Genomic DNA, 23,191 nt, shown 5'->3' with positions numbered 1-23,191 from the left:
GCGATGCCCGTCGAAGACATAGCCGCCCGGTCCACCCGTCGCAAGCAATCGCAGGTCCGTTAACCTTTCCTTAAGCGCCCTGCCGTTAACCATCGCGGAACAAAATGAGGAACCCATGGTCGCAATCGCCTATTCCGTCGCCTTCGAGGGGATCGAGGCGCGGCTGGTCGAGGTTCAGTGTTCCGTGGCGGCGGGCCTGCCGGGCTTTGCCATCGTGGGCCTGCCCGACAAGGCCGTCAGCGAGGCGCGCGAACGCGTCAAGGCGGCCTTCGGGGCGCTGTCCATCGCCATGCCGAACCGGCGCCTGACCGTGAACCTGTCGCCCGCCGACCTGCCCAAGGAGGGCTCGCATTTCGACCTGCCGATTGCCCTTGCGATTTTGGCCGCGCTGGAGATCATCCCGGGCGAAGAACTGTCGCGCTGTGTGGCGCTTGGCGAACTGGCACTCGACGGACGGCTTGTCGCGGTGACAGGGGCCCTGCCCGCCGCCATGGCCGCGGCCGAGGATGACCGGGCGCTCATCTGCCCCCGCGCCTGCGGGCCCGAGGCCGCCTGGGTCGATGCCGTTCCCGTGCTGGCCCCGGCAACGCTGCGCGAGGTCATCGACCACCTAACCGACCGTGCGCCCATCGCCCGCGCGCAGCCCGGCATGATCGACGGCGCGATCACCGGCGGCTGCCTGTCCGAGGTGAAGGGCCAGGAACGCGCCAAGCGCGCCCTGGAAATCGCAGCCGCCGGACGGCATCACCTGCTGATGGTCGGCCCGCCCGGCGCGGGCAAGTCCATGCTGGCCGCCCGCCTGCCCGGCCTGATGCCGCCGCTGGGTGCGGTCGAAGCGTTGGAAACCTCGATGATCCACTCGCTTGCGGGCACCCTGGACGATGGCGGCATCTCGCGCCGCGCACCCTTTCGCGAACCCCATCACACCGCCTCCATGGCGGCCATCGTCGGGGGCGGGCGCGGCGCCAAGCCGGGAGAGATCAGCCTGGCCCATAATGGCGTGCTGTTCATGGACGAATTCCCGGAATTTCCCCGCCAAGTGCTGGAAACCCTGCGCCAACCCATCGAAACAGGCGAGGTCGTGGTGGCCCGCGCCAACGCCCATATCCGCTATCCCTGTCGCTTCCTGCTGATCGCGGCGGCCAACCCTTGCCGCTGCGGCTATCTGGCGGATGCCGCGCGGGCCTGCTCGCGGGCGCCCGTCTGCGGCGGGGACTACATGGGCAAGATTTCGGGTCCGCTGATGGACCGTTTCGACTTGCGGCTTGAGGTTCCGGCGGTCAGCTTCATGGATCTGGAACTGCCCTCGGGCGGGGATACGTCCGCACAGGTCGCAACCCGGGTGGCGGCGGCGCGCGAGGTGCAGGCGGCGCGGTTCCGCGACCATCCCCAGGCACGGGTGAATGCCGAAGCCTCGGGCGCGCTTCTGGACCAGATCGCCGCACCGGACGACGAAGGCCGGGCGCTGATCCTGAAGGCTTCCGAACGCTTGGGCCTGACCGCGCGGGGCTATCACCGCATCCTGCGCACGGCGCGCACCATTGCCGACCTTGCAGGCTCGCCATCGGTGCGCGCGCCCCATCTGGCCGAGGCGATCAGCTATCGCCTGCCCTTTGTCGCCGGGGGCTGACGAATTGCGCATCCTGCAAGGCAGGGCTATGGCGGGGCGACCCTGACCACGGATCCCGCCATGCACCCCATCAGCGCCCGGATCGGCGGCATCCTGACCGCCCTCGCCCTGTTGGCGACGGTCCCGCATGAATATGGGGGCGGCCAGGGCTTTGCGGTTGTGGCTGCCGGCTTGCTGGTCGCGGCGCTGCTGATGTTTTCGCTGACCGCGCGCCTGTCGCGGCTGACCTTTGTCGCCGTGGGCGTTGCGCTGATCGCCTGGGCCGCCGCCACACGCCAAGGCTGGGCCGAGGCCACGCTGACGGCGCTGACGCGAGGCGGCTTCATCATCGCCCTGTTCACCGCGCTTTCGGCGCTGCGCAGCGCGGCCATCGGATCGCAGGCGATCCTGGATTGCGGGCGCTTCCTGGCCCGCCAGCCGCCGGGACGACGCTATCTTGCGCTGACAGTGGGGGGGCACCTGTTCGGGCTGATCCTGCTTTACGGGTCGATCTCGCTTCTGGGTTCGCTGGCCGCCGAAAGCACCGCGCGAGAAACGGATCCGGAACTGCGCCGCCACCGGTTGCGGCGGATGCTGGTGGCGATCCAGCGGGGCTTTGCCTCGACGCTGTGCTGGTCGCCGATGGCGCTGTCTATGGCCGTCACCCTGTCGGTGGTGCCCGGCGCATCCTGGCCCGGCGCGGTGGGGCTGTGCCTGGTCAGTTCCGCGTTGATGATCAGCATAGGCTGGCTGTTGGATTCGGTCCTGAAGCCGCAACTGTCCGCCCCGCCCCCGCCCCGTGCGGTTGAGACCGACGGCTGGCTGTCCCGCCTGCGCCCGCTGCTGGTGCTGCTGGGCATCGTGGTGGCGGGCGTCATGGCGCTGCATAAGGGGACGGGTGTTGCCGTAACCGGCGCGGTCATGACGGTCGTGCCACTGGTCGCAATGGCCTGGATCCTGATCCTGCCGCCCCTGCCGGGGGGGCGAGCGGCCACCCTGGCCGCCCGGATCGGGCAGTTCGCCACGCGGGATCTGGCGGGCTATCGCGGGGAAATCATCCTGCTGTTCATGGCAGGCTTTATCGGCAGCCTGGGTTCCTGGCTGCTGGTGCCGATCATGCAGGCGCATGGCCCCGACCTGTCGGCGGCTCCGCCCCTGCTGATCCTGGCGGCCTTGGTCTGGACGATCCCGCTGACCGGCCAGATCGGCATGAACCCGATCCTGGCCGTGTCGCTGCTGGTACCCATGCTGCCCGCGCCCATGGCACTTGGCATCCATCCCACTGCCATGGTCGTGGCCATCACCGGCGGTTGGGCGATCAGCGGAAACACCTCGCCTTTCACGGCCTCGGTTCTGCTGGTCGGCAAGCTGGGCGGGGTCGAGGCGCGCCATGCCGGGACCGTCTGGAACGGGCTTTACGCAGTGACGGCGGCCGCGGCGCTGACCCTGTGGGTGCTGGTCGCCGCAACCATCCTGTAAGCGCTCATTCCACCTCGACCAGCAGATCCTTGGCGTCGATCTGTTCGCCGGGGCGGACGTGGATGGCTTTCACGGTGCCGTCGCGGTCGGCGTGCAGGCCGGTTTCCATCTTCATCGCCTCGATGGTCAGCAGCAGGTCGCCCTGGTGGACCTTGGCCCCTGCCGTGGCCGCGACCGAGGCCACGACGCCCGGCATCGGCGCGCCGACATGGCCCGCGTTCGCAGGATCGGCCTTGGGACGGGCGGCGGCGGCGTTCGTGGCCTTGCGGTTCGGCACGCGGACCTGGCGGGGCTGGCCGTTCAGTTCGAAGAAGACCTTGACCTGGCCCTTCTCGTCCGTCTCGCCCAGGGTCAGGAAGCGGATTTCCAGAGTCTTGCCGGGGTCGATCTCGACGCTGATCTCGTCACCCTGCTCCATCCCATAGAAGAAGTTGCGGGTGGGCAGCGCGCGGACCGGGCCATAGATTTCGTGCCGCGACATATAGTCGGTGAAGACCTTGGGATACATCAGGTAGCCGTTCAGATCCTCGTCGTCGATCGGGGTGCCCAGATCCTCGGACAGCTTCCGGCGGATGGCCTCGATGTCCACGGGGGGCAGATGCGCGCCGGGGCGGTCGGTGATGGGCGCCTCGCCCTTCAGGACCTTGCGCTGCAGCGCCTCGGGCCAGCCGCCGGGGGGTTGGCCGAGGTTGCCCTTCATCATGTCGATCACGCTGTCGGGGAAGCTGACCTCGACGCCTGGGTCCATCACCTGCCGGGGCGTCAGGTGCTGGGCCACCATCATCAGCGCCATGTCGCCCACGACCTTGGACGACGGCGTGACCTTGACGATGTCGCCGAACATCCGGTTCACGTCGGCATAGGCCTGGGCCACCTCGTGCCAGCGATCCTCCAGCCCCATGGAACGGGCCTGCGCCTTGAGGTTGGTGAACTGCCCGCCCGGCATCTCGTGCAGGTAAACCTCGGAGGCGGGCGATTGCAGGCCGGATTCGAAGGCGGCATAGGTCTCGCGCACGCGTTCCCAGTAGTTGCTGATCTGCCGGATCGCCGCGATGTCCAGGCCGGTGTCGCGCTCGGTCCCTTCCAGCGCCTCGACGATGGACCCCAGGCAGGGCTGAGAGGTGCCGCCCGAGAAGGCGTCCATGGCCGCGTCCACCGCATCCACCCCCGCATCCGCCGCAGCCAGGATCGTGGCGGCGGCAAGCCCCGAAGTGTCGTGCGTGTGGAAGTGTACCGGCAGGCCGACTTCTTCCTTCAGCGCCTTGATCAGGATGCGCGCTGCGGCGGGCTTCAGCAGGCCCGCCATGTCCTTCAGCCCCAGCACATGGGCGCCCGCGGCCTTCAGGTCCTGCGCGGTGCGGACATAATAGGCCAGGTCGTACTTGGACCGGTCGGGGTCCAGCATATCGCCTGTATAGCAGACGGTGCCTTCGCAGATCTTGCCGGTTTCGATCACCGCGTCCATGGCGACGCGCATGTTCTCGACCCAGTTCAGGCTGTCGAAGACGCGGAACACGTCCACGCCGCTGTCCGCCGCCTGGCGCACGAAGGACTGGACCACGTTGTCGGGATAGTTGGTATAGCCCACGCCGTTCGATGCCCGCAGCAGCATCTGCGTCATCAGGTTGGGCATCCGCTCGCGGATGTCGCGCAGCCGCTGCCAGGGGCATTCCTGCAAAAAGCGATAGGCCACGTCGAAGGTCGCGCCGCCCCAGCATTCCACGCTGAACAGTTGTGGCAGGTTTGCGGCATAGGAGGGCGCCACGCGGATCATGTCGATGGACCGCATCCGGGTCGCCAGCAGCGATTGGTGGCCGTCGCGCATGGTGGTGTCGGTCATCAGCAGGCGCGTTTGCGCAGCCATCCAGTCGGCCACGGCCTGCGCGCCCTGGCTTTCCAGCATCTGCCGCGTGCCCGGCGCGGGATCGGCCTTGGGCGCGGGCGGCACCGGGGGGCGGGCCTGCGCGGGCGGCATGGGGCGGCCTGCTGTTTCCGGATGCCCGTTCACGCTGATATCGGCCAGATAGGTCAGGATCCGCGTGGCCCGGTCCTGACGCTTGTCGAACTGGAACAGCTCGGCCGTGGTGTCGATGAACTTGGTCGTATAGGTGTCGTCCAGGAAGGTCGGGTGTTTCAGCAGGTTGATGACGAAGTCGATATTCGTCGAAACGCCGCGCACTCGGAACTCGCGCAGCGCGCGGTCCATCCGCCGGATCGCCCCATCGGGCGTCTGCGCCCAGGCCGTGACCTTGACCAGAAGCGAGTCGTAATAGCGGGTGATCACACCCCCGGAATAGGCCGTGCCGCCGTCCAGGCGGATGCCGTTGCCGGTGGCGCTGCGATAGGCGGTGATCCGGCCATAATCGGGGATGAAGTTGTTCAGCGGATCCTCGGTCGTGACCCGGCATTGCAGCGCGTGGCCCGACAGCGTGATCTGGTCCTGGCGGGGCACGCCCGTCGCCTCGGCCAGGGTCGCGCCCTCGGCGATGCGGATCTGCGACTGGACGATGTCGATGCCGGTGACCTCCTCGGTCACGGTGTGTTCGACCTGGACGCGCGGGTTCACCTCGATGAAGTAGAACTGCTGGCTGTCCATATCCATCAGGAACTCGACCGTGCCAGCGTTCTGGTATCCCACGGCGCGGCCGATCTTCAGCGCCAGTTCGCAGACCTCGGCGCGCTGTTCTTCCGTCAGATAGGGCGCGGGCGCGCGTTCCACGACCTTCTGGTTGCGGCGCTGCACGGTGCAGTCGCGCTCATACAGGTGATACAACCCGCCATGGGTGTCGCCCAGCAACTGCACCTCGACATGGCGGGCGCGCCCGATCATCTTTTCCAGATAACCCTCGCCATTGCCGAAGGCGGCCTCGGCCTCGCGCCGGCCCTCGCGGACCTTGTCCACCAGTTCGTCGGGTCCGTTGATGGGACGCATCCCGCGCCCGCCGCCGCCCCAGGACGCCTTGAGCATCAGGGGATAGCCGACCGCATTGGCCTCGGCCTTGATCGCCTCGAAATCCTCGCCCAGAACCTCGGTCGCGGGGATCACCGGGACGCCTGCCGCAATCGCCACGCGCCGCGCCGACGCCTTGTCGCCAAGCGCGCGCATCGTGTCCGCGCGCGGTCCGATGAAAGTGATGCCCGCTGCCACGCAGGCGTCCACGAAGTCGGGGTTTTCCGACAGAAGGCCATAGCCGGGATGGATCGCGTCCGCGCCGCTTTCCTTGGCGACCCGGATGATCTCGGGGATCGACAGATAGGCCGCCACCGGCCCCAGCCCCTCGCCGATCCGGTACGCCTCGTCCGCCTTGAAGCGGTGCAAGCCCAGCTTGTCCTCCTCGGCATAAACCGCGACCGTCTTCTTGCCCAACTCATTGGCCGCCCGCATCACGCGGATCGCAATCTCGCCACGGTTGGCAATCAGGATTTTCTGAAACATCGCGCGGTCCCCCTTCGCAGTTGCGCGAGAGACTAGCGACGCCGCAGCGCAGCGCAAGCGGCACCATACCACGCCTGCAACAAAAGGTTTACGCAAGGTCGTGTTCGCGGGATGTTCCCATTCTGCGGTTGCTTTTCGGCGCGTTGTCCCTATGTGATGCGCTTGGTCGGCCAGGGACACAGCATGGAACAGAAGTTCATCGAGGTGCGCGGCGCGCGCGAGCATAACCTGAAGGGCGTGGACATGGACATCCCGCGCGACCAGCTGGTGGTGATCACCGGCTTGTCGGGTTCGGGCAAATCCTCGCTGGCCTTTGACACGATCTATGCCGAAGGGCAGCGGCGTTACGTCGAAAGCCTCTCGGCCTATGCGCGCCAGTTTCTTGACATGATGGGCAAGCCCGATGTGGATCACATCACCGGCCTGTCGCCCGCCATCAGCATCGAGCAGAAGACCACCTCGAAGAACCCTCGGTCAACCGTCGGGACTGTCACGGAAATCTATGATTACCTGCGGCTGCTGTTCGCCCGCGCGGGCACACCCTACAGCCCCGCCACCGGCCTGCCGATCGAGGCGCAGCAGGTTCAGGACATGGTCGACCGGATCATGGAAATGCCCGAAGGCACGCGCGCCTATCTGCTGGCGCCCATCGTGCGCGACCGCAAGGGCGAATACCGTAAGGAATTCCTGGAGCTTCGCAAGCAGGGCTTCCAGCGGGTCAAGGTGAACGGCGAGTTCTATGAACTGGACGAGCCGCCGACCCTGGACAAGAAGTTCCGCCATGACATCGATGTGGTGGTGGACCGCATCGTCGTGCGCGAAGGGCTGGAAACGCGCCTGGCCGATTCGCTGCGAACGGCGCTTGACCTGGCCGACGGCATTGCCATCGTGGAAACGGCGGCGGACGAACCCGAACGCACCACGTTCAGCGAAAATTTCGCATGCCCCGTCAGCGGCTTTACCATCCCCGACATCGAGCCGCGGTTGTTCAGCTTCAACGCCCCTCTGGGGGCCTGTCCGGCCTGCGACGGCCTGGGGGCGGAACTGTTCTTCGACGAACGGCTGGTCGTTCCCGATGCTGCCCTGTCCGTCGAAAAGGGCGCCATTGCCCCCTGGGCCAAGTCGAAATCCGCCTATCTGACCCAGACGGTCAATGCCCTGGCCAAGCATTACGGTTTCGACAAGAAGACCCAGTGGAAGAACCTGCCGCCGGACGTGCAGCATATGTTCCTGCGCGGATCGGGCAGCGAGGAGATCGAGTTCCGTTTCGACGACGCGGGCCGCGTTTACAATGTCCGCCGGGTGTTCGAAGGCGTGATCCCCAACATGGAACGCCGCCTTCGCGAATCCGACAGCGCCTGGGTGCGAGAGGAGTTCGAGCGTTACCAGAACAACCGCCCGTGCGGCACCTGCCACGGCTATCGCCTGAAGCCCGAGGCCTTGGCCGTCAAGATCGCTGGCAACCATATCGGCGATGTCGTCAAGCTGTCGATCCGGGAAGCCCTGGCCTGGATCCAGGCCGCGCCGCAGCATCTGACCCGGCAAAAGAACGAGATCGCCCATGCGATCTTCAAGGAAATCCGCGAAAGGCTGGGGTTCCTGGTAAACGTGGGGTTGGATTATCTGACGCTCTCGCGCGCGGCGGGAACGCTGTCGGGCGGGGAAAGCCAGCGGATCCGGCTTGCCTCGCAGATCGGGTCCGGCTTGACGGGCGTGCTGTATGTGCTGGACGAGCCGTCGATCGGGCTACATCAGCGCGACAACGACAGGCTGCTGGAAACGCTCAAAGGGCTGCGCGACCAGGGCAACTCGGTCATCGTGGTCGAACATGACGAGGATGCGATCCGCCATGCCGATTACGTGTTCGACATGGGACCGGGCGCGGGCGTGCATGGCGGCATGATTGTCAGCCAGGGCACCCCTGACCAGATCGCCGCCGACCCGGCCAGCCTGACGGGGCAATACCTGTCCGGCGCCCGCGAAATTGCGGTCAGCGACGAACGCCGCAAAGGCAACGGCAAGGCGGTCAAGGTCGTCAAGGCCACCGGCAACAACCTCAAGGACGTGACGGCGGAATTTCCGCTGGGCAAGTTCGTCTGCGTCACCGGCGTGTCGGGCGGCGGAAAGTCCACGCTGACCATCGAAACCCTGTTCAAGACCGCCAGTCTGCGCCTGAACGGCGCCCGCCAGACCCCTGCCCCCTGCGAGACCATCACGGGGCTGGAGCATCTGGACAAGGTCATCGACATCGACCAGCGGCCCATCGGCCGGACGCCCCGGTCGAACCCGGCCACCTATACCGGTGCCTATACGCCTATCCGCGACTGGTATGCGGGCCTGCCCGAATCCAAGGCGCGGGGCTACAAGCCCGGGCGGTTCAGCTTCAACGTCAAGGGGGGCCGCTGCGAGGCTTGCCAGGGCGACGGCGTCATCAAGATCGAGATGCACTTCCTGCCCGACGTTTATGTCACCTGCGAAACCTGCAAGGGCAAGCGCTACAACCGCGAGACGCTGGAGGTGCTGTTCAAGGGCAAGTCCATCGCCGACGTGTTGGACATGACGGTCGAGGATGCGCAGGGCTTCTTTTCCGCCGTGCCCGCAATCCGCAACAAGATGGACGCGCTGATGGAGGTGGGCCTAGGCTACGTCAAGGTCGGCCAGCAGGCCACCACCCTGTCAGGCGGAGAGGCGCAGCGGGTCAAGCTGGCCAAGGAATTGTCGCGCCAGTCCACCGGCAAGACGCTGTACATCCTGGATGAACCCACTACCGGCCTGCATTTCGAGGATGTGCGCAAGCTGCTGGAGGTGCTGCACCGGCTGGTGGATCAGGGCAACACGGTCGTGGTGATCGAACATAACCTGGATGTCATCAAGACCGCCGACTGGATCATCGACATCGGTCCCGAAGGCGGCGACGGGGGCGGGCGCATCGTGGCCACCGGCACGCCCGAGAATGTGGCGAAGGTCCATGAAAGCCACACGGGCCGTTACCTGGCGCCGATGCTGAAACCTGCACGGGTGCGCGCGGCGGAATAGCCCCCTCAGGGCAATGTCACCTGCTGGATGATGCAGCCCGATTCATCGAATCCGCCATCGCCTCGGGGCGGGAGTTCGAAGGCGGCGCACAGGCGGATCGTGTCGGGCGCGATCAGTTCGATCCGGTATGGCGCGGCGGTAAAGGGATCGGCCAGGCGCGGAGTCATGGGACAGGCCTCGGTCGGGGTCGGATCGGTGCCCAGGCGCCGATCCTGATGGGCCTTGCAGATCAGCAGGCCCTGGATCCCGGACAAGTCCATCGAACGGGTCTGATCCCGCCGTTCCGCGCGGCCTTGGGCGGGACCGCCCGTTGCGGCCAGCCCGGCGGCCAGCACCGCCAGGGAAAGGGCCGTCAGCGCCCAGACCGGCCACCGCCTAACCATCCAGATCCTCGCGATAACAGGCCGCAACCAAAAGGCCGGTCAAGGCGACCAGGGCCAGCTTGGCCGCCAGTCGCAGCGTCAGGTCGCCCGACAGGAACGCATAAACCGCTGCCACCACATCCCCCAGCAGGACCAGAGCGGCAACCAGCACCGTGACCGAGGCAAAAATCCGCCGCGCCTGAGACCGGCGCTGCGGCTGCCCGCCGGGGCCGCGGCGGGCCATCCGTCCATCTAGCAGCACGAACAGCGGCAGAAAGGCAATAACGGCAGCGATGGAAAAGCGCATGGACCAGCTGTCAGGTGCCCCGGATTGCGCCAGATCGGGAATCGCCCCGTCGATCACCTGAAATCCCAGCCGCAGGACATGAAAGCAGACCAGCACCAGGGCGATCATCAGCAGCGCATAGAGCATCGCCTCGCGCGCGGAAACATAGGCGCGCGGGCGCGGCACCGGAGGCAGGCTGCCGCCCGGGTGCCAAGCCGTCAGGGCCTGGTCGATTTCGGACTCTGTCCAGCCTGCCTGGCCAAGCGCGGCCCGGATGCTGGCTGCGTCATGGCCGCCCGCCATCGCATGACGTACGAAATCCGAAAGCTGATCGGCTGCCGCCACCCTGCCCGCCTTTCTTTCCGGCAAGGTCACGTGCTTTGCCCGCCCTGTCAACGCCGCTGAAAATTTCGCGATGGTTGGTGATTTTTCCTCTTGCACCCCCCGCCGCAGTCCCATAAATCACCGCCTACCGAAGGCCGAGGTCGACGGTACGGATGCGGGCGTAGCTCAGGGGTAGAGCATAACCTTGCCAAGGTTAGGGTCGTGAGTTCGAATCTCATCGCCCGCTCCAAAACAAAAAAGCCGAACCTTCGGGTTCGGCTTTTTTGTTTTGGAGCGCAAAATTTCTCGCCTTATGGTTGCAGAATCTGCAGCGACGCTTATGATGGTGCAAACGGATATGCCCGACAGCCCGAAAGAGCTCTGGCCTGACCACCATTGAAACATAAGACAAAAAATTACAGACCAGAGCTTAAGCGGGCCGTCCAGAAACCCCTCATCAAAACACAACAAGACACGGCCGTCTCGCTCGCCAGCGTGCCGTTAACCAATCGGGACACGGCACCATCGGCAATTATCTTTACACTGTCAAGTTGAGTAATGGAGATAGGGATGCCTCCGCGCGGTGACCTGCCCCAATCGCTGATCGACGCCGGCCTGGCGCTTCTGGACGAGGAAGGCTCCGAAGCTTTGACCCTGCGGCGCATTGCTGCACGGGCGGGTGTGTCCCATGCGGCACCGGCCCATCATTTCAGCGGACTTCCTGGCCTGCGGATCGCCATTGCCACGAAAGGTTTCCGCAGTTTCCGGCACGAACTGACCGGCGCGCGCGACGCCATGCTTCCGCACGCCGATCCGTTCCAGCGCCTGCTGGCCGTCAACCTGGCCTATATCTGCTTTGCGCGGCGCAGGCGGGCACTGTTCCTGCTGATGTTCGACCAGTTGCCGGCACAGGATGACTGCTTGCGCCGGGTGTCGCGCGCCACCTATAGGGTAATTCAGGAAGGCTGCACGCCCTTTGCCCGCGACCGCCCTGCCGCGCCCTTTGAAACGGCGGTCTGGGCGCTGACCCATGGCTTTGCGGCGCTGAACATGGATCAGCCCTATCCGTCCGACACCCCGGTCAACCTGTCATCCTACGAGGATGCCCTGCGCCTGCTGGTCGGCTGACCGGCAGGCGCAGACTGTCGTTCAGCCGTCCAAGCGGATCCGGGCGTTCTGCGGGTCATAAGGGCTGTCCTCGGTCACCTCGGCATCCCACAATTCGCGGAACATACGGACCTTGACCTTGGTTCCGGGCGCAGCCAGGTCGGGCCGGACATAGCCCATGCCAATCTGCTTGCCGAATGCCGCCGAATATCCGCCCGAGGTCAGGCGCCCGACCTTTTGTCCGTCGAGGAAGATCCCCTCGCGGCCCCAAGGATCGGCGTCCTGCGGCCCGTCGATCAGCAGGGTGACGCAAAGGGACCGGATGCCCTTTGCCTCCATCGCGGCCTTGCCCCGGAACTCCTTGGACAGGTCCACGAAACGGTCCAGCCCGGCCTCCAGCGGGGTCGCGTCGCGGCCCAGTTCGGTGCCGAAGGCGCGATAGGATTTTTCCTGCCGCAGCCAGTTCTGCGCCCGCGCGCCGACCAGCTTCATGCCCAATGGCTCGCCCGCCTCCATCAGCCGGTCGAACAGGTGGTTCTGCATCTCGATCGGGTGGTGCAGTTCCCAGCCAAGCTCGCCGGTATAGGCCACGCGGATGGCGTTGACCGGCACCATGCCCAGTTCGATCCGCTTGGCCGACAGCCAGGGAAACCGCTTGTTCGACAGGGCGGTTTCCGGCTGCGCATCGCGGATAAGGTTCGCCATGATGTCGCGCGACGCGGGTCCGGCGATGGCAAAGACGCCCCACTGGGTCGTCACGTCCTGGATGCCGACGTATCCGCCGCCCGCCGCCATGAAATCCTCGGCAGACTTGACCAGATGATCCCCGTCATAGGCCGCCCAGGCACCGGCTGACACAAGGTAATAGCTGTCCTCGGCCAGCCGGACGATGGTGTATTCGGTCCGCGTGGTGCCCGCGTCGGTCAGCGCATAGGTCAGGTTGATGCGACCGACCTTGGGCAGCTTGTTGGTGGTCAGCCAGTCCAGGAAAGCCGTCGCGCCCGGTCCCGTGACGGTGTGCTTGGCAAAGGCGGTCGCGTCGATCAGGCCTGCCGCGTTGCGGACAGCCTCTGCCTCGGCCTTCGCATATTGCCACCAGCCGCCGCGACGGAAGCTGCGGCTGTCGTGGTCGTTGAAGCCTTCGGGCGCGTAGTAATTCGGGCGTTCCCAGCCGTTCACCTGCCCGAACTGCGCGCCCCGCGTCTTTTGCCGGTCAAAGGCGGGCGAGGTCCGCAAGGGCCGGCAGGCTTCGCGTTCCTCATCCGGGTGGTGCAGGACGAACACATTCTCATACGCCTCCTCGTTCTTGCGGGCGGCATATTCGGTCGTCATCCAGCCGCCAAAACGGCGCGGGTCCAGCGAGGCCATGTCGATCTCGGCCTCTCCTTCCACCATCATCTGCGTCAGGTAATGGCCGACGCCGCCCGCTGCGGTGATGCCAAAGCTGAAGCCCTCGGCCAGCCACATGTTGCGCAGGCCCGGGGCCGGTCCGACCAGCGGGTTGCCGTCGGGGGTATAGCAGATCGGGCCGTTATAGTCGTCCTTCAGCCCCACCGTTTCGGATGTCGGAAGCCGGTGGATCATGGACATGTATTCCTCCTCGATCCGTTCCAGATCCAGCGGGAACAGGTCGGCGCGGAAGGATTCGGGCACGTCATACAGGAACCGCGCGGGGGCGTTCCTTTCGTATGGTCCCAGGATCCAGCCGCCGCGCTCCTCGCGCACATACCACTTGGCGTCGGCATCGCGCAGGACCGGATGTTCCGGGTTGCCCTCGGCGCGCCATTTCACCAAGGCCGGGTCAGGTTCGGTGACGATATACTGGTGCTCGACCGGGATCGCGGGGATCTTGATGCCCAGCAGGCGCGCGGTGCGCTGCGCGTGGTTGCCGGTGGCGGTCACCACGTGCTCGGCCCGGATCTCGAACGCCTCGCCCGAACCGACCAGGTTGCCGCCCTTTTCCACCAGCTTCTCGCAGGTCACGATCCATTCGGACCCGGTCCAGTGATACCCGTTGACCTGGATCTTACGCTCGATGGTGGCCCCTGCCATGCGCGCGCCCTTTGCCATGGCCTGGGTCACGTCCGCGGGGTTGATATAGCCGTCTGTCGGGTGGAACAGCGCGCCCTTCAGATCCTCGGTGCGGACCAGCGGCCAGCGGTCCTTGATCTGCTGCGGGGTCAGGAACTGATGCTCAATCCCCACGGTCTCGGCGGTGGCGGAATACAGCATGTATTCGTCGATCCGCGCGTCGGTCTGCGCCATGCGCAGGTTGCCGCAACGGGTAAAGCCCGCATTCAGCCCGGTCTGCGATTCAAGGTCCGCATAAAGCTTGACCGAATAGTCGTGAATATGGGTCGTCGCGTAATTCATGTTGAACAGCGGCAGCAGGCCCGCCGCGTGCCAGGTGGACCCGGCCGTCAGTTCGTCGCGTTCGACCAGCATCGTGTCCCATCCCACACGGGCCAGATGCAGCGCGACGCCGCAGCCGACCGCGCCGCCCCCGACGACAAGAACCTTTACATGCGACTTCATCCACGCGACTCCTTGGGCCTGTTGTTGTGTCCGTTAGTGCCACGGCTTGCGCCAGGCGGTTCGATAGGCCCGACCTATAATGGCGAAAAACGACATGCTGCAGTGCAGCACTTGCGCGAATCTGTCGTGGTCCCTTAGGGTGCGCGCCACCAGGAACGGGGGCCGGAATGCAGATTTGCTGCGACAGGCGGGCGATGCGCGATTGGCGAAGAGGCGCGGGGCTTGTGGCCCTGGTGCCGACCATGGGCGCGCTGCATGAGGGGCACCTGTCGCTGCTGGCCCATGCCCGTGATTGGCTTGATGCGCAAGGCGGCGGGCAGGTGGTCGTGTCGATCTTCGTGAACCCCACGCAGTTCGGCCCGAACGAGGATCTGGCGAGTTATCCGCGCGACGAGGAAAACGACCTCGCCCTGCTGGAACAGGCCGGCTGCGACGCGGTGTTCCTTCCAAGCGTCGCCGACATCTATCGTACCGGCGCACAGACCGTGGTCGAGGTCACCGGCCTGTCGCGGATGCTGATGGGCCGCCTGCGACCCGGCCATTTCCGCGGCGTGGCGACGGTGGTGACGAAGCTCTTCAACATCGTGCAGCCCGACGCGGCGGCCTTTGGCGAAAAGGACTACCAGCAGCTCGCCGTGATCCGGCAGATGGTGGCCGACCTGGACGTGCCGGTGCAGATCCTGTCCGTGCCCACGGTGCGCGAGGCGGACGGGCTGGCCATGTCCTCGCGCAACAGGCGCCTGTCGCCTGCCGAACGCGCAGCCGCCCCGGTGCTGAACCGCGGATTGGACCAGGCCACGCAGATGGTCACGGATGGTGCGCCCCTGTCCGCCATCCGCGCCGAGATGCGCCGCATCATCGGGACCGAACCCTTGGCTCATGTCCGCTCCATCGACATCCGCGACGCGGCCGACCTGTCGCGCATCGCTTCCATCCAGGCCCCCGTGGTGATCCTGCTGGCTGTCCGCTTTGGCGACGTGCTGCTGATCGACCAACGTGTCGCCCATCCGAAAGGCTGATACCCATGTCCGCCCAAGCCCCTGTCCGGCGCATCACCGCCCCCCAGATCGCCGCCCGAAAGGGTGGGACGCCCATTGTCGCGCTGACTGCCTATAGCGCGCCGATGGCGGCACTGATCGATCCCCATGCCGAGATCATCCTGGTGGGCGACAGCCTGGGCATGGTGGTCCATGGCCTGCCCTCGACCATCGGCGTCACGACCGAGATGATGATCCTGCACGGCCAGGCGGTGATGCGGGGTAGCAGCCGCGCGATGGTGGTGATCGACATGCCCTTCGGCAGCTACGAGGAAAGCCCCGGGCAGGCCTTCCGCAACGCCGCCCGGATCATGGGCGAGACCGGCTGCGGGGCCGTCAAGCTGGAAGGGGGTAGCCGCATGGCGCCCACCATCCGGTTCCTGACCGAACGCGGCATTCCCGTGATGGGCCATGTCGGACTGACCCCGCAGGCCACCCATACCCTGGGCGGCTTCAAGACCCAGGGGCGGGACACCGACAGCTGGGCGGGCCATCTGCAGGACGCCGTGGATGTGGCCGAGGCCGGGGCCTTTTCCATCGTGGTGGAAGGCGTGGTCGAGGCCCTGGCCGACCGCATCACCGAGGCTGTCGCCCTGCCCACCATCGGCATCGGTGCCTCGGCCCGATGCGACGGCCAGATCCTGGTGCTGGACGACATGCTGGGCCTGACCGCACGGGTGCCGCGCTTCGTGTGCAGCTTCGCGGAACTGGGGGCGGCGGCCGACCGCGCCATCGCGGATTATGCCGCAGCGGTGCGGGACCGAAGCTTTCCGGGGGATGACAACGTCTATCGCTGACTGACCCAGATCAAGGCCGCACGGCAGGCAAGTCGGTATCTGCCGCATTGACCAACGCAGCGGATGATCATGACCCTTGCCGCCTTTCTTACCACCGTTCTGGGGCTGCTGCTGACGCCCGGCCCCACCAATACCCTGATGGGCCTTGCCGGGGCCTCGGCAGGTCTGCGCCGTGTGGCTCGGCTGCTTCCGGCGGAAATCCTGGGCTATCTGACCACGATCCTGCCCTTGGCGTTCCTGGGCCACAGCCTGCTGGCGGACTTTCCGGTGGTCGCGCAGGCGACCAAGCTGGCTGCGGCGGCCTGGGTGATGCTCCTGTCCGTCAAGCTGTGGGGACACGGATCGCTGGCCCAGCCGGGCGGCGACATCACGGCGCGGCGGGTTTATGCGACGACGGTCCTGAACCCCAAGGCGCTGATCATTGCCCTTGTCCTGCTGCCAAGCCCCGATGCGCCGGAATTTGCAGGCCGGTTGGCGCTGTTCTGCATGACGGCCGCCAGCGTGGCCATGATCTGGGGCGGGGCCGGATGCCTCGCCCAACGAGGACAGGGCGGCATGGGGCGGATGGGGGTGATCCAACGCGCGGCTTCGGTCTGGCTGGCGATTGTGTCGGTGATGCTGGTTGCGGGCGTGGTGCGGGCCTAACCCTCGAAATCGGCGGTCCGCGCCAGGGGCGACATCAGCAATGGCACCAGAAGCAACAGCGACAAGCCTAGGTAGATGACTGAAAAGCCTGTCCGCTCGGCCAGGAACCCGATGCTGCCAGGCGCCAGCAGGATGCCGGAATAACCCATGGTCGTGACAACCGACAGGCCCACCCCCTGTGCCAGACCCGGCACATTGCCCGACGCCGAAAAAGCGATGGGGACCATGTTCGCAATGCCGATCCCCGCCAGGCCAAAGCCCATAAGCGCCACAAGGGGCGACCCCGCCAGCCCTGCCAGGGCCAGCCCTGCCATGGCAATCCCCGCGCTGACCTGCAGCGTCCTGACCGCGCCGTGGCGCCGCCGAAGTCCGTCGCCCAGAAACCGCATCACCGCCATTGTTCCCGCGCAGGCCGCAAAGCCCCATCCCGCCAACGCCAGGGACGCGCCCATTTCCCGTTGCAGGTAAACCGCAGCCCAGTCCAGGATCGCTCCTTCGGGGATCATCGAGGCCAGCGCCATCACCCCGATCAGGTAAGGCAGGGGCGTGCGCGGCAGACGCAAGGGCTGATGTTTCTGTTCCTTCGCCGGGCTGTCGCGCAGCAGCCGGGGAAAAGCCATCGCAAGGATCCCGGCCACGATGCCGGTCACGATCAACGCATGGGTCATCTCGCCCAATGCCTGAATGGCCAGACCGCCCCCGCCCGCGCCCGCAAGGCCGCCCAACGACCAGAATCCGTGGCAGGACGACATGATCGCCCGTCGCCGCGCGCGTTCGACCGCCACGGCATTGGCGTTCATTGCCACATCCATGCCGCCGATCAGCCCGCCAAAGACCAGAACGGCGGCGGCGACCGCCCATGTCGTCGGGGCCAGCGATATCCAGATCAGGCTGGGCGTGAACAACACCGCCGCCAGCCTGACCGCATGGGCCGACCCGCGCCGCGCCACCAAGGCGCCAAAGACCGGCATCAGGCAGATCGACCCCACCCCAAGCGCCAGCACCAAAAGCCCCGCCACGGATTCGCCGATGCCCAGCCGCGCCATCATCGCGGGCAGCTTGGGCGCCCAGCTGCCGACCACCAGGCCGTTCGCGAAAAACAGCGCCGACACGGCCCAGCGTGCCCCGATCCCGACACCATTCGTCATCACGGTCTCATCTTCTTCACGGAAATATCCCGGGGGAGTCCCCGGAACGGGGACGGGGGCAGCGCCCCCTGCCTTACAACATCGACGGCACGACAAGATCCGGCGGGCGATGGCCGTCGGCAAAGGTCTTGATGTTGATGATCACCTTTTCGCCCATCTCCGCCCGGCCCTCGACCGTGGCCGAACCCATGTGGGGCAGCAGGACCACGTTCGGCAGTTCGCGCAGACGGGGGTTGATCTCGTGCCCATGCTCGAACACGTCCAGGCCAGCGCCCGCGATTTCCTTGGCCCGCAGCATCCGCGTCAGGGCATTTTCGTCGATCACCTCGCCGCGCGAGGTGTTGACCACCACCGCCGTGGGCTTCAGCAACTTCAGCCTCCGCGCGTTCAGCAGGTGAAAGGTGGACGGCGTATGCGGCGCGTTCACGCTGACGATATCCATGCGCGCCAGCATCTGGTCCAGGCTTTCCCAATAGGTTGCCTGCAGTTCTTCCTCGACCTCGGGGCGCAGGCGCTTGCGGTTGTGGTAATGGACCTGCATCCCGAACACATTGGCCCGCCGCGCCACGGCCTGCCCGATCCGGCCCATGCCCAAGATCCCCAGCCGCCGCCCGCCGACGCGCCCGCCCAGATGCGCCGTGGGCGCCCAGCCGCCCCAGCGGCCCGCCTGCATTTCCGCCATACCTTCGGGGATGCGGCGCGTGACGCCCAGGATCAGCGCCATGACCATGTCGGCCGTATCCTCGGTCACGACGCCGGGCGTGTTCGTCACCAGAATCCCGCGCTGCCGGGCGGAATGCACGTCGATGTGATCCACGCCCGCGCCGAAATTCGCGATCAGCTTCAACCGCTCACCCGCCTGGGCCAGCAGGTTGGCGTCGATATGGTCGGTCACGGTCGGCACCAGCACATCCGCCCCGCGCATCGCCGCCGCCAGATCGTCGCGCGACATCTTGGCGTCGTCGTCGCGCAGCACGACGTCGAACAGTTCCTTCATGCGCGTCTCGACTGCCTCGGGCAGGCGGCGCGTCACGACGACGCGCAGTTTCTGGCGCGAGGGCTGAGGGCTGTGCATGATGGCCTCACTTTCTCGATGTCATGTCGTGGCGGCCTTTCAAAGCGCCGCCGCTTTTGGCAAACTGCCCGCGATATGGGGCGCGCACAAGACCCCATCGGGACGCCCCGGCGTCCCGGCAAGGGGCAGACAAGGGCCGCTGGAATGGCGGTCGGCAGGAACGGGCAGGACATGAGGATAAAGACGCTTTTGGGTGGCGGGGCCGCGATCGTGGCTGCATCGGTGACGCTGGCGCTGGCTGGGGCCGACGGCGTGCCGCGATCGGCCGATGCGCAGATCGTCCGTGTTCAGGACCAGGGCGGAGGAGAGGTGCGGGGTCCGGTCACGAACCTGCCCGTCCCCCGCTATGTCAGCCTCAAGGGGTCCGAGGGCAATGCCCGGCGTGGCCCCAGCCTGTCGCACCGCATCGACTGGGTGTTCCGCCATGCCGGGATGCCGTTGCGGGTGGTCGCGGAATTCGGCCATTGGCGCCGGGTCGAGGACAAGGACGGCGCTGGCGGCTGGATCCATTACGCGCTTCTGTCTGGCGTGCGCACAGCGCTTGTGACGCAGGACATGGTGGAACTGCGCAGCCGCCCCCACCCTGATGCGAACATCGTGGCGCGGGCCGAAATGGGCGCCATCGTGCGGCTTGGCGAATGCGAACCGGACTGGTGCCGCATTTCCGGTGGCGGTCAACGCGGCTGGGTGCCGAAATCCTCGATCTGGGGCGTGGACGCGAACGAGGTGCGGGACTAGGCCAGTCCCCGCCCTCGCAGCAGCGCCTCGACACCCGGCATCCGGTCGCGAAAGGCCAGCCACAACTGGTCCGCCGGGGCCGATCCGCCGCGCGACAGGATCGTCTTCTCCAGCCGCTGCGCGGTTGCCGGGTCAAAGATGTCGCCGGTTTCGGTGAAGGCGGCAAAGACATCGGCGTCCATCACCTCGGACCACATATAGCTGTAATAGCCGCTGGCATAGCTGTCGCCGCTGAAGACGTGGCTGAAATGGGGCGTGGCGTGGCGCATCGGGATTGCCGTGGGCGCATCCAAGCCTGTCAGCACGCGCGCCTGTGCGGCCATAGGATCGGCAGGCGGATCGCCCCTGTGGAAGGCCAGATCGACAAGCGCGCTTTCCAGGTATTCGGTCGTGGAAAAGCCCGCATCGGCCTTGCCTGCCGCCAGCAGCCGGTCGCGCAGATCGGCGGGCAGCGGCTCGCCCGTCTGGTGGTGGCGCGCATGGGCGTTCAGTACGGCGGGCTGTTCCAGCCAGTGTTCGTAAAGCTGGCTGGGCAGTTCCACGAAATCCTGCGCCACCGCTGTCCCCGAGATCGACGGCCAGGTCACGTCCGACAGGATGTGATGCGTCGCATGGCCGAATTCGTGGAACAAGGTGCGGGCATCGTCCCAGGACAGGAAGGCGGGCGCGCCCGGACCTTCGGGCGGGGTGAAGTTGCAGACGTTCACCACGATGGGCCGCTGGCCTGCGCCGATCTTGTGCTGGACCTGAAGCGACGAACACCACGCCCCCGACCGCTTCGAGGGCCGTGCGAAATAATCCCCCACGAAGATCGCCATCAACTGCCCGTCCCGCGTGATCCGCCATGCGCGGGCATCGGGCGACCACAGGGGGGCGTCAAAGGGCTGGAACTCCAGCCGGAACAGGCGGTGCGCGACATCCATCATGGCGCCCAGCATCGCGTCCAGCGTCAGATAGGGTTTCACCTGATCGGCATCGAAATCATGTTCCCGCCGCCGCAGCCGTTCCGCATAAAGCCGCCAGTCCCAAGGTTCCAGCGCGCCGTTCACCCCATCCTCGTGCAGCATCGCGGTCAGTTTCGCCGCATCGCTGGCTGCGCGGGCGCGGGCCGATTCCCATACCCGGCCCAGCAGATCGGCCACGCGGTCGGCGGTTCCTGCCATTTCCGGTTCCAGCTTGAAGGCCGCAAAATCGGCATAACCCAGCAGGCGGGCGCGTTCGTTGCGCAGCGCCAGGATCTCTCTCACCAACGGCAGGTTGTCCGTCGCCGCGCCCCCGGCCCCCTGCCCCGTGCCCCGCGCGGTCCAGGCGCGAAAGGCCACTTCGCGCAGGGTTCGGTCGCTGGCAGACTCCAGGAACGGAACGATCAGCGACCGTGACAGGGTGACGACCTGACCGTCCATCCCCCGCGCCTTTGCTGCCGCACGCATGGACCGCAGCAGCCAGTCGGGCAATCCCTCCAGCCGGTCGTCCGGGATCGCCAAGACATAATCGCGTTCGTCCGCCAGCACGTTCTGGGAAAACTGCGTGGTCAGCACGGCCATGCGGGCGCGGATTTCGGCCATGCGGTCGCGCGCCGCGTCATCCAGCCCCGCCCCCGATCGGGTCAGACCGCGCAGCGCCAGATCGGTGATGCGCCGATCCTCGGGCGGCAGGCTGTCCGCCGTGGCCGCGAGTGCCTTGACGCGGGCATAAAGGCGCGGGTCCATCCCGGTCTTGCTGTTATAGGCCGCAAGACGCGGTGCAAAATCGCGTTGCAGGGCCTCTCTTGCCGGGTTCGAATCGACATTCGCCAAGGTGTAGAAGATCGACAGCATCCGGTTCAGGCCGTCCTCGGCCATTTCCAGGGCGGCAATCGTGTTGGCAAAACTGGGGGCGTCGGGATTGGCGGAAATCGCCTCCATCGCGGCTTCGGCTGCGGCGAGTTCACGGTCAAAGGCAGGGGCGAAATCGTCGTCCGCGATCTGGTCAAAGCGCGGCAGTCCCTCGGGGCCGGTCCAGCGGATCAGTTCAGGGTTCATCGTCGCCTCCTTGGTTGGCACGATCCTAGGATGCCTGCGGACCGCCTTCCAGACCGGATCCGCAGACCGGGCAATCCGGGCGCCGCGCCGTGCCGATCATCCGGCTTTCGCCGTAAAGCCCATCAAAGATCAGCATTCGCCCGCGCAGGCCCTGCCCCGCCCCGGTCAGATGCTTGATCGCCTCAAGCGCCATCAGGCTGCCGACAACGCCGGGCAAGGGACCGACCACCCCGGCCTCGGCGCAGGGGGGGGCCAGGCCCGGCGCGGGGGCGGTGGGGAACAGGCAGGCCAGGCAGGGTCCGCCGCGCGTGGGGTCATACATCGTGACCTGCCCTTCCCATTGCGCGATAGACCCGGCGATCAGCGGCACGCCCGCCTTGATGCAGGCGCGGTTGATCATGTCCCGCACGGCAAAGCTGTCGGTGCCGTCCAGGACCAGATCGTGCTGCGCGATCAGGTCGGCATCGGCCTCCGTGATGCGGCGCGGCAGGGCGGTCACATTGACGCTTGGGTTCAGCGCCTGCATGGCCCCAGCAGCCACCTGCGCCTTGCCCCGCCCCTGCTGGTCGCTGCGAAAGATCACCTGGCGTTGCAGGTTCGACAGGCTGATCGTGTCGTCATCGGCGACTGTGATCCGCCCCACGCCCGCTGCCGCCAGATACAGGCAGACCGGGGCGCCCAGCCCCCCCGCGCCCACCACCAGCACACTTGCGTCGCGCAGCCGCATCTGGCCCGGCCCGCCGATCTCTCGCAGCACCAGATGGCGGGCATAGCGGTCCAGTTCGGCATCGCTGAGCCCGGGCGGCGGGGGCGCGGGCGGATCGGCGGCCACCGCCCCCGCCCGCAGCCGTGCAAGCCCGGCGCGATAGGCCATGACCAGCCCCGCAAGCCCGCCTGCAACCAGCCAGCCGCGCGCCGATCCGCCGAACACCGCGCCCATGCCGGCCAGATGGGCCAGCTCGATCACCGCCCAGGCCAGCACAAGCGCGCCCAGCAGCCACCGGCGCGGAAGGCCAAAGACCCATCCGGCAACCGCGATCCCGACCAGCAGCCAAAATCCCAGCATCGCCTCTCAGGCTCCGGTCGAGCCAAAGCCGCCCGCCGCCCGCGCCGTTTCCCGGCTGAAACGGTCAACCACGGAAAAGGCGGGGCGCAGGACCGGAACAAAGATCATCTGCGCAATCCGTTCGCCCGGCTGGATGGCGATCGGGGGCGATCCGGGGGGATTGCGGTTCCACGTGCTGATCAGGATCTCGCCCGTATAGTCGGGGTCGATCAGCCCGGTGGAATTGCCCAGCACAAGCCCCCGCTTGTGCCCCTGCCCGGACCGGGGCAGGATCAGGGCCGCGCACGAGAAATCGTCAAAGGACAACGCGATGCCTGCGCTGATCAGCACCGCCGGGGCCTGGGGAGCGATATCCAAGGGCGCGTCCAGACAGGCGAACAGATCCACCGCCGCCGATCCCGGTGTCTGATAATCGGGGATCCCCCAGTCGCGAATGCGCGGGTCCAGTATCCTGACTTCCATGCCTGCCGCCCTTGCTGCCTTGGCTTGC

Annotated in this window: 17 protein-coding genes and 1 tRNA gene; 9 read left to right on the top strand and 9 right to left on the bottom strand. The window is 66.6% G+C overall.

Annotation, left to right across the window (positions count from 1 at the left end):
* The first annotated feature begins 115 nt into the window (after positions 1-115).
* Together LZ585_RS06365 and LZ585_RS06360 are read left to right on the top strand one after the other, a co-directional pair.
* On the top strand, positions 116-1,630 hold the full coding sequence (locus LZ585_RS06365; RefSeq protein ID WP_234855561.1) for a YifB family Mg chelatase-like AAA ATPase: 1,515 nt from the start codon (positions 116-118) through the stop codon (positions 1,628-1,630).
* A gap of 60 nt (positions 1,631-1,690) precedes the next feature.
* Entirely contained in the window at positions 1,691-3,088 is a 1,398-nt protein-coding gene (locus LZ585_RS06360; protein ID WP_234855560.1) for a hypothetical protein, read from the top strand.
* Between the two features lie 4 nt (positions 3,089-3,092).
* Here the strand turns inward: LZ585_RS06360 and pyc are convergent, their stop codons facing one another.
* On the bottom strand, positions 3,093-6,524 hold the full coding sequence (pyc, locus tag LZ585_RS06355; RefSeq protein WP_234855559.1) for a pyruvate carboxylase: 3,432 nt from the start codon (positions 6,522-6,524) through the stop codon (positions 3,093-3,095).
* A gap of 183 nt (positions 6,525-6,707) precedes the next feature.
* On the opposite strand from pyc, the gene uvrA reads away from it, so the two are divergent.
* The gene (gene uvrA / locus LZ585_RS06350; protein WP_234855558.1) at positions 6,708-9,560 is read left to right on the top strand and encodes an excinuclease ABC subunit UvrA; all 2,853 of its coding nucleotides are present in this window, start codon (positions 6,708-6,710) and stop codon (positions 9,558-9,560) included.
* A 5-nt stretch (positions 9,561-9,565) separates the two neighbouring features.
* Here the strand turns inward: uvrA and LZ585_RS06345 are convergent, their stop codons facing one another.
* Together LZ585_RS06345 and LZ585_RS06340 are read right to left on the bottom strand one after the other, a co-directional pair.
* Entirely contained in the window at positions 9,566-9,943 is a 378-nt protein-coding gene (locus LZ585_RS06345; RefSeq protein ID WP_234855557.1) for a hypothetical protein, read from the bottom strand.
* Positions 9,936-10,553, bottom strand: a complete 618-nt coding sequence (locus tag LZ585_RS06340; protein ID WP_234855556.1) for a DUF5671 domain-containing protein — start codon at positions 10,551-10,553, stop codon at positions 9,936-9,938. The genes LZ585_RS06345 and LZ585_RS06340 overlap by 8 nt, the downstream gene beginning before the upstream one ends.
* 154 nt (positions 10,554-10,707) lie before the next feature.
* Between LZ585_RS06340 and LZ585_RS06335 the strand changes: the two genes are divergently transcribed.
* Positions 10,708-10,782, top strand: a tRNA-Gly gene (locus LZ585_RS06335).
* Positions 10,783-11,102: 320 nt separating this feature from the next.
* Complete coding sequence (locus tag LZ585_RS06330) at positions 11,103-11,660, top strand: TetR/AcrR family transcriptional regulator (RefSeq protein ID WP_234855555.1); 558 nt, start codon at positions 11,103-11,105, stop codon at positions 11,658-11,660.
* A 21-nt stretch (positions 11,661-11,681) separates the two neighbouring features.
* Here the strand turns inward: LZ585_RS06330 and LZ585_RS06325 are convergent, their stop codons facing one another.
* Positions 11,682-14,174, bottom strand: a complete 2,493-nt coding sequence (locus tag LZ585_RS06325) for a GcvT family protein (RefSeq protein WP_234855554.1) — start codon at positions 14,172-14,174, stop codon at positions 11,682-11,684.
* 167 nt (positions 14,175-14,341) lie between these two features.
* On the opposite strand from LZ585_RS06325, the gene panC reads away from it, so the two are divergent.
* The 3 genes from panC to LZ585_RS06310 all read left to right on the top strand — a co-directional run bounded on the left by panC (position 14,342) and on the right by LZ585_RS06310 (position 16,653).
* Positions 14,342-15,193, top strand: a complete 852-nt coding sequence (gene panC, locus LZ585_RS06320) for a pantoate--beta-alanine ligase (protein WP_234855553.1) — start codon at positions 14,342-14,344, stop codon at positions 15,191-15,193.
* 5 nt (positions 15,194-15,198) lie between these two features.
* Positions 15,199-16,008: a 3-methyl-2-oxobutanoate hydroxymethyltransferase gene (gene panB, locus LZ585_RS06315; RefSeq protein WP_234855552.1), complete on the top strand. Its 810-nt coding sequence runs from the start codon at positions 15,199-15,201 to the stop codon at positions 16,006-16,008.
* Between the two features lie 63 nt (positions 16,009-16,071).
* Positions 16,072-16,653 carry a hypothetical protein gene (locus LZ585_RS06310; protein WP_234855551.1) on the top strand — a complete coding sequence of 194 codons (582 nt, stop codon included), beginning with the start codon at positions 16,072-16,074 and terminating at the stop codon, positions 16,651-16,653.
* On the opposite strand, the gene LZ585_RS06305 is transcribed toward LZ585_RS06310, so the two are convergent.
* Both LZ585_RS06305 and LZ585_RS06300 read right to left on the bottom strand, forming a co-directional pair.
* Positions 16,650-17,801 carry an MFS transporter gene (locus LZ585_RS06305; protein WP_234855550.1) on the bottom strand — a complete coding sequence of 384 codons (1,152 nt, stop codon included), beginning with the start codon at positions 17,799-17,801 and terminating at the stop codon, positions 16,650-16,652. The genes LZ585_RS06310 and LZ585_RS06305 overlap by 4 nt on opposite strands.
* Before the next feature lie 73 nt (positions 17,802-17,874).
* Positions 17,875-18,876 carry a 2-hydroxyacid dehydrogenase gene (locus LZ585_RS06300; RefSeq protein ID WP_234855549.1) on the bottom strand — a complete coding sequence of 334 codons (1,002 nt, stop codon included), beginning with the start codon at positions 18,874-18,876 and terminating at the stop codon, positions 17,875-17,877.
* Positions 18,877-19,047: 171 nt separating this feature from the next.
* Here LZ585_RS06300 and LZ585_RS06295 point away from each other — a divergent pair, with 171 nt between their 5' ends.
* Positions 19,048-19,614 carry an SH3 domain-containing protein gene (locus tag LZ585_RS06295; RefSeq protein ID WP_234855548.1) on the top strand — a complete coding sequence of 189 codons (567 nt, stop codon included), beginning with the start codon at positions 19,048-19,050 and terminating at the stop codon, positions 19,612-19,614.
* Here the strand turns inward: LZ585_RS06295 and LZ585_RS06290 are convergent.
* From LZ585_RS06290 to dut, 3 genes are read right to left on the bottom strand one after another with little or no spacing between them, the layout of a single operon-like run.
* The gene (locus LZ585_RS06290; RefSeq protein WP_234855547.1) at positions 19,611-21,635 is read right to left on the bottom strand and encodes a M3 family metallopeptidase; all 2,025 of its coding nucleotides are present in this window, start codon (positions 21,633-21,635) and stop codon (positions 19,611-19,613) included. The genes LZ585_RS06295 and LZ585_RS06290 overlap by 4 nt on opposite strands.
* A 25-nt stretch (positions 21,636-21,660) precedes the next feature.
* Positions 21,661-22,701: a HesA/MoeB/ThiF family protein gene (locus tag LZ585_RS06285; RefSeq protein WP_234855546.1), complete on the bottom strand. Its 1,041-nt coding sequence runs from the start codon at positions 22,699-22,701 to the stop codon at positions 21,661-21,663.
* Positions 22,702-22,707: 6 nt separating this feature from the next.
* On the bottom strand, positions 22,708-23,163 hold the full coding sequence (gene dut / locus LZ585_RS06280) for a dUTP diphosphatase (protein WP_234855545.1): 456 nt from the start codon (positions 23,161-23,163) through the stop codon (positions 22,708-22,710).
* Between the last annotated feature and the right edge of the window lie 28 nt (positions 23,164-23,191).

This window comes from Paracoccus everestensis, from assembly GCF_021491915.1.
Taxonomy (GTDB): domain Bacteria; phylum Pseudomonadota; class Alphaproteobacteria; order Rhodobacterales; family Rhodobacteraceae; genus Paracoccus; species Paracoccus everestensis.
This window is presented reverse-complemented; position numbering and strand designations above follow the sequence as displayed.

Coding starts and splice junctions, on each gene's coding strand:
- LZ585_RS06285 (WP_234855546.1), bottom strand. CDS start 22,701: ATGCTGGGATTTTGGCTGCTGGTCGGGATCGCGGTTGCCGGATGGGTC.
- LZ585_RS06365 (WP_234855561.1), top strand. CDS start 116: ATGGTCGCAATCGCCTATTCCGTCGCCTTCGAGGGGATCGAGGCGCGG.
- panC (WP_234855553.1), top strand. CDS start 14,342: ATGCAGATTTGCTGCGACAGGCGGGCGATGCGCGATTGGCGAAGAGGC.
- LZ585_RS06305 (WP_234855550.1), bottom strand. CDS start 17,801: ATGACGAATGGTGTCGGGATCGGGGCACGCTGGGCCGTGTCGGCGCTG.
- pyc (WP_234855559.1), bottom strand. CDS start 6,524: ATGTTTCAGAAAATCCTGATTGCCAACCGTGGCGAGATTGCGATCCGC.
- LZ585_RS06310 (WP_234855551.1), top strand. CDS start 16,072: ATGATCATGACCCTTGCCGCCTTTCTTACCACCGTTCTGGGGCTGCTG.
- LZ585_RS06295 (WP_234855548.1), top strand. CDS start 19,048: ATGAGGATAAAGACGCTTTTGGGTGGCGGGGCCGCGATCGTGGCTGCA.
- uvrA (WP_234855558.1), top strand. CDS start 6,708: ATGGAACAGAAGTTCATCGAGGTGCGCGGCGCGCGCGAGCATAACCTG.
- LZ585_RS06325 (WP_234855554.1), bottom strand. CDS start 14,174: ATGAAGTCGCATGTAAAGGTTCTTGTCGTCGGGGGCGGCGCGGTCGGC.
- LZ585_RS06360 (WP_234855560.1), top strand. CDS start 1,691: ATGCACCCCATCAGCGCCCGGATCGGCGGCATCCTGACCGCCCTCGCC.
- LZ585_RS06290 (WP_234855547.1), bottom strand. CDS start 21,635: ATGAACCCTGAACTGATCCGCTGGACCGGCCCCGAGGGACTGCCGCGC.
- panB (WP_234855552.1), top strand. CDS start 15,199: ATGTCCGCCCAAGCCCCTGTCCGGCGCATCACCGCCCCCCAGATCGCC.
- LZ585_RS06345 (WP_234855557.1), bottom strand. CDS start 9,943: ATGGTTAGGCGGTGGCCGGTCTGGGCGCTGACGGCCCTTTCCCTGGCG.
- dut (WP_234855545.1), bottom strand. CDS start 23,163: ATGGAAGTCAGGATACTGGACCCGCGCATTCGCGACTGGGGGATCCCC.
- LZ585_RS06300 (WP_234855549.1), bottom strand. CDS start 18,876: ATGCACAGCCCTCAGCCCTCGCGCCAGAAACTGCGCGTCGTCGTGACG.
- LZ585_RS06330 (WP_234855555.1), top strand. CDS start 11,103: ATGCCTCCGCGCGGTGACCTGCCCCAATCGCTGATCGACGCCGGCCTG.